The 4,910-nt window shown below is 39.0% G+C and carries 8 protein-coding genes; all 8 read left to right on the top strand.

The genetic code is table 11. From position 1 onward, the window contains the following. The first annotated feature begins 228 nt into the window (after window positions 1–228). The 8 genes from ACFIQE_RS07840 (at window position 229) to ACFIQE_RS07805 (ending at window position 4,633) form a co-directional block, all read left to right on the top strand. Window positions 229–456: a hypothetical protein gene (locus tag ACFIQE_RS07840; RefSeq protein WP_375630085.1), complete on the top strand. Its 228-nt coding sequence runs from the start codon at window positions 229–231 to the stop codon at window positions 454–456. Window positions 457–681: 225 nt separating this feature from the next. After that, the gene (locus ACFIQE_RS07835; protein ID WP_375673873.1) at window positions 682–1,038 is read left to right on the top strand and encodes a hypothetical protein; all 357 of its coding nucleotides are present in this window, start codon (window positions 682–684) and stop codon (window positions 1,036–1,038) included. 226 nt (window positions 1,039–1,264) lie between these two features. Continuing rightward, window positions 1,265–1,630, top strand: coding sequence for a hypothetical protein (locus ACFIQE_RS07830; RefSeq protein ID WP_375702860.1), 366 nt, complete (start codon window positions 1,265–1,267; stop codon window positions 1,628–1,630). 231 nt (window positions 1,631–1,861) lie between these two features. Continuing rightward, window positions 1,862–2,227 carry a hypothetical protein gene (locus tag ACFIQE_RS07825; RefSeq protein WP_375707476.1) on the top strand — a complete coding sequence of 122 codons (366 nt, stop codon included), beginning with the start codon at window positions 1,862–1,864 and terminating at the stop codon, window positions 2,225–2,227. Between the two features lie 13 nt (window positions 2,228–2,240). Further along, the gene (locus ACFIQE_RS07820; protein ID WP_375621562.1) at window positions 2,241–3,392 is read left to right on the top strand and encodes a DUF6990 domain-containing protein; all 1,152 of its coding nucleotides are present in this window, start codon (window positions 2,241–2,243) and stop codon (window positions 3,390–3,392) included. Window positions 3,393–3,480: 88 nt separating this feature from the next. Further along, a complete protein-coding gene (locus ACFIQE_RS07815; protein ID WP_375621561.1) occupies window positions 3,481–3,855 on the top strand; it encodes a hypothetical protein in 375 nt (124 codons plus the stop codon). Window positions 3,856–3,865: 10 nt separating this feature from the next. Beyond that, window positions 3,866–4,441: a hypothetical protein gene (locus ACFIQE_RS07810; protein WP_375621560.1), complete on the top strand. Its 576-nt coding sequence runs from the start codon at window positions 3,866–3,868 to the stop codon at window positions 4,439–4,441. Between the two features lie 15 nt (window positions 4,442–4,456). Continuing rightward, entirely contained in the window at window positions 4,457–4,633 is a 177-nt protein-coding gene (locus tag ACFIQE_RS07805; protein WP_375621559.1) for a hypothetical protein, read from the top strand. Window positions 4,634–4,910 lie beyond the last annotated feature (277 nt).

The following is a 4,910-nucleotide window of genomic DNA, read 5'->3' as shown; positions in this document are numbered from 1 at the left end:
GAGGAAGAGGTAAGCGTAAGGCATTTATGCTGTGTACTTGAGGAAGTTTTTGATGAGGCAATGAATGAGGTTGATCTTGTCTGCGTGCTTGGCTTTCAATAGAACACCCTTCCTTGGGAAAAGGAAATTGTGCTATCTCTCAAGTGGCTTCTTCTTTACTTGCACACCCTTGGGGCTTTGGTATTGAGGGCTGATATTAACATTTGGCAGCTTTCTCATAAAAGCTTTATGGAAGATGAAAATTTGGGCTTTGAAAAAAAATATCGAAAAAATCAATTTGGGCCGGTTTTGTTGATGATTCAAATCGTCATAAAGACAAAGCAACCTCGTTACGATTTTCTTGCACTCGTTTGCTTCTTCTTTGGAAAGCAGCTTATCTTCCTGAAAATAAAAAGAGCACTTAGAATTTTAGAGTCAGAGACCCAAATTTGTGCAATAGAAGAAGATATTTTATGAAAATTTGATCGAGGAGAAAAGAGAAGCCTTAAGATAATAGGGGATATACTGTGAGTGATGAAAACATGATGTTTGAAGGTGATGAAAAAAAGGCACCCCTGATATTGTCTTTATAAAAAATGAGGGATACAAGCGCTTGATATTGATGAACCCTCATTCATTGTGAGGACGAAAGCTTCGGTTCATGAAAATGGCTTAAAAATTGAAACAAATGAGGGATAAAAAATGAGGGGCAATGGAAAAAATGCATCATTGGATGAAGAGTTACGGTCTTTTTCGCTGGAAGAAGCGTTTTTGACAAGCAAAAATTATAAAGTCATCTTTTGCATTGCTTTCATTGTGTCAGCTTTTATAATGGCATTCTTTATGTTTTTTAAGTGGGATTTGACAGGGTGGTGGAATTATATCCTGTTCATTTTAACATTAATATTGGTTTTTATATCAGCGCTTCTTTTTGTACTCATTCCTGTTGCCTTTGTGGTCGGTATCATCTTTACGCGTTTGTTGAAAAAAAAGATCGATAAGTTGGATCAAGAAATCTGGCAGCGAAGAAAAACCGCTTCTCAACAAAACAGCGCGTGAAGGGAGGGCAGAAAATGAATACTGGTCTTTATATATTCTCATGCGTTTTAGAAGACCTTCTATTCGTGCGATGTTTGAAGGTGATGAAAAAATGCACCCCTGATATTGTCTTTATAAAAGATGAGGGATACAAGCGTTTGATATTGATGAACGCTCATTCATTGTGAGGACGAAAGCTTCGGTTCATGAAAATGGCTTAGAAATTGAAACAAATGAGGGATAAAAAATGAGGGGCAATGAAAAAAATGTATCATTGGATAAAGAACCACGGTCTTTTTCGCTGGAAGAAGCGTTTTTGACAAGCAAAAATTATAAAGTCATCTTTTGCATTGCTTTCATTGTGGCAGCTTTAAGAACGGCTCTTCTCTTCTTACTCATGTGGCTTGAGTGGAAGTTGGCGGGGTGGGAAGGGGATGTCATAACAGTTCTCTTTTGCATCGTGCAGGTTATATTAGATTTAATTTTTGTACTCATTCCTGTTGCCTTTGTGGTCCGTATCATCTTTACGCGTTTGTTGAAAAAAAAGATCGAGCAGTTGGATCAAGAAATCTGGAAGCGAAGAAAAACGGCTTACCAACAAAACAGCGTGTGAAGGGCGGGCAGAAAATGAATACTGGTCTTTATATATTCTCATGCGTTGTAGGAGAGACCTTCTCTTCGTGTGATGTTTGAAGGTGATGGAAAAAAAATGCACCCTTGATATTGTCTTTATAAAAGATGAGGGATACAAACGCTTGATATTGATGAACCCTCATTCATTGTGAGGACGAAAGCTTCGGTTCATGAAAATGGCTTGAAAATTGAAACAAATGAGGGATAAAAAATGAGGGGCAATGGAAAAAATGTATCATTGGATGAAGAATTACGGTCTTTTTCGCTTGAAGAAGCGTTTCTGACACGCAAAAATTATAAAGTCATCTTTTGTATTGCTTTCATTGTGGCAGCTTTAAGAATGGCTCTTCGCTTCGTACCCATGTTGCTTGGGTGGAAGTTGGCGGAGTGGGAAGGGGATGTCGTGGCAGCTCTCTCGTTAATCATGCAGCTTATATCATGGTTTATTTTTTTGTTCATCCCTGTTGCCTTTGTGGCTCGTATCATTTTCACGGTTCTGTTGAAAGAAAAGATCGATATGTTGGAGCAAGCAATCTGGAAGCGGAGAAAAACCGCTTCTCAACAAAACAGCGCATGAAGGGGCGGAGAAAATGATAGATATTAAAATGATGGATATTGTTGTTGTACTCTCGTGGGGTGTGGGCTTGACGCTTTTCACGCTGCTTTCTGCTGTGGTCATGATGTTTATTTGGGCATTGTATTACTCTACTTTCAAGCGGGTGAGACTGTATTGCCAAGTGACAAAAGAATTAAGCCGCGTGCTTGAACAACCTGTCGTTTTTGAGCCGTCTAGTGGAGCAATGCCGATGATTAAGCTGTTATCTGAGGAAAAAGAGTTTTCTCTTTCTGATGAGGAAATCTTAACGATGGAAAGTGCAACGGCGCTTTTAAAGAGTTTGGGGTGGAAGGTGGAAATTGAAGGAAAAGGAGATCATTTGGCCACCTATTATTTACCAGATCGTGAAGTGCAGTTTCTTTATAATGCTGAGAAGGGGTATCCGCGATTTGATTGTGCAATTGCGGTGGTTTCTGGTATCCATGCGGCGGCTTGCCAAACAATAGACCCTTATAATTCTGGAGGCTTGATTGCTCTTGAATTGAGTTTTGATGTGAAGGGGTTGGAAATTTTTGAAGAAAAGGTAAGCGTTGGATGTTTACGTCGTGCACTCGAGAAAGCTTTAGATGAGGCAATGACTGAGGTTGATCTTGGCAAGATGCTTCACTCTCAATATAGAATCCTGCCTTGGGAAAACAAAACTGTGGTCCCTCGGTTGGCTTCTTATTCCCTGCGTTATCTTGCGGCTCTGGCTTTGATGGGTGATGTTGAAACCTTACACTCTTATCACAAAAGCTTTATGGAAGGTGAGAAGCTGGGCTTTGAAACAAGCATCGAAGAGGAGCATCTGGAACGCGCAATGGTGATTGCTCAGGCGGTAGAAAAGACAAAGCAACCCAGTTACGATTTGCTTCAACAGGCGGCAAAGGATTTTTCCATGGAGGTAGAGAGCTATGAATGTTTTAGAGCTACAGATCCCAATTTGTGCAATAGAAGAAGAGATTCTTATGAAAATTTGATCGAGGAAAAAAGAGAAGAATTAAGGCAACAGGGATATTTTGTTTACGAAAAGGACGCGATTTGTGAGGTTGATGGAAAAAACTATCGTCCTCATATTCTTTACATAAAGGATGGGGAGTTAGAATATATGGATGTAGAAATTAGGGTTGAGGAAAAAATTTATTGAGAAAAATAAAGCGTTTAGATAATTTAAAAAGAGCTTAAACCTGAAAATAATGCGTAAAAAGCGCGAAGCGTAAAAGCAGAGGGGAACAATGCAGGAGAAAAAAGCAACATTTGAAGAGTCTTTCTTTTCATTTAGAAAATTTATAGTGTCTTCAGTGGAAAGGCGTAAAGGGGTGGGAAGGTGTAAAATAATAGGGCGCCGCTTTTTTATCATGTTTTGTACATGCCTTATCATGATGGCTTTAGAAGTTCCTGCGGGTGCAAAATCTCTGGTACAGCCGTTGCAATGGACAAGATGGGAAGGAATTGGTTCTCTTATTTTTCTCTTACCAGTGTTGATATGGTTTTGTCTTCTCACACCCCTTCCTATTTTGTGGGGCATTTGTCGTTTTAAAGAGCGTAAATTGGAAAAAATAAAGAAAAAACTAAAAGAAAAAATAAAGCAGCAAGAGATTAATCAATGAGGTTATACGCATGAGGGGTGAGATCGCGTTTTTTATTTTGTTTCTGCCAGTTGAATATTTTCTTCTAAATGCAGTTACAGTTTTTGCCATTTTTGTGAATATGATTATTGTGGCGCCTTATTATTCTTTAATAAAGCGTTTGAGGCTCTATTACAGAGTGAAAAAACAAAGACGTTTGATGAAAGAACATCCACAGCGTTTTTGTTTCTTTGAAAAAAGCGGAAAAGAAAAAGAGAGAGTGCCGCAAAACTTAGCACTAGAAACAAAGATAAGTTCCTATTCGTTAAAAAAATGGCTCGCTTTTTCACGCAAAGATTATATCCTTCACGCATGCCTTTCTTTCATCATTATGTTTTTCAAAGCTTATGTCTATGTGATTTTCTCTAAAGGGATAGCTGCTAAGGTAGATGAGAGCAGATTTGAATATATTATCATTCTCTTGTTTTTCTGGTTTTTTTTATCGGTATGTATTTTTGCAACGATCCCTGTTGTTGTGATCCTTCGTGAAATTTTAACTCATCGATTGAAAAAGAAGATTCAGCAGTTGGAAGAAGTGACTGAAGCAACCCAATCAATCAATTTATAAAGGGAAGGGGATAAAATGCATTACGAAATAGCGGCAGCTTGGACGGTGATTTTGATCATTCTGCTGGGGGGTGTTTTTGATTTTTTCTTAACAATACCCATTGTGGCACTGTATATTTCTTTTATCAAGCGTTTGATCTCGTATTACAAGGTTACCAAACAATTAAACGCAGCGCTGAAAAAGCGCATGTAGTGCTCGTGTCATGGGGGAGGCGTAAGTTTTAGATCATGCCATTTCTTCACGGCTTGGGAGGAGGGCATCGATTGTTTTTCTCATTTTACGCTGATCTCTGGGGGAAAAGGGTTGATGGCAATGAATAGGCTGGTGATAGGTTTGTAATAGGCTGGTGATAGGCTTTAATGGGGCGGTTTATCGGAAGTTTTGTTGTTTTCTGTGAATTTGCAAAATCGTAAAAACGTGAAACTGTAAAAGCGGGTGTGGTTGGTCAAGAGCCGTGAGAGTTGTGGGG

The sequence above is a fragment of the Bartonella sp. AA1HLJMS genome (assembly GCF_042197445.1).
In the GTDB taxonomy this organism is placed as follows: domain Bacteria; phylum Pseudomonadota; class Alphaproteobacteria; order Rhizobiales; family Rhizobiaceae; genus Bartonella.
This window is presented reverse-complemented; position numbering and strand designations above follow the sequence as displayed.

Bases quoted from the DNA above. Each gene is read 5' to 3' on its own strand.
- ACFIQE_RS07840 (WP_375630085.1), top strand. From the start codon at position 229: ATGGAAGATGAAAATTTGGGCTTTGAAAAAAAATATCGAAAAAATCAA.
- ACFIQE_RS07825 (WP_375707476.1), top strand. From the start codon at position 1,862: ATGAGGGGCAATGGAAAAAATGTATCATTGGATGAAGAATTACGGTCT.
- ACFIQE_RS07815 (WP_375621561.1), top strand. From the start codon at position 3,481: ATGCAGGAGAAAAAAGCAACATTTGAAGAGTCTTTCTTTTCATTTAGA.
- ACFIQE_RS07835 (WP_375673873.1), top strand. From the start codon at position 682: ATGAGGGGCAATGGAAAAAATGCATCATTGGATGAAGAGTTACGGTCT.
- ACFIQE_RS07805 (WP_375621559.1), top strand. From the start codon at position 4,457: ATGCATTACGAAATAGCGGCAGCTTGGACGGTGATTTTGATCATTCTG.
- ACFIQE_RS07830 (WP_375702860.1), top strand. From the start codon at position 1,265: ATGAGGGGCAATGAAAAAAATGTATCATTGGATAAAGAACCACGGTCT.
- ACFIQE_RS07810 (WP_375621560.1), top strand. From the start codon at position 3,866: ATGAGGGGTGAGATCGCGTTTTTTATTTTGTTTCTGCCAGTTGAATAT.
- ACFIQE_RS07820 (WP_375621562.1), top strand. From the start codon at position 2,241: ATGATAGATATTAAAATGATGGATATTGTTGTTGTACTCTCGTGGGGT.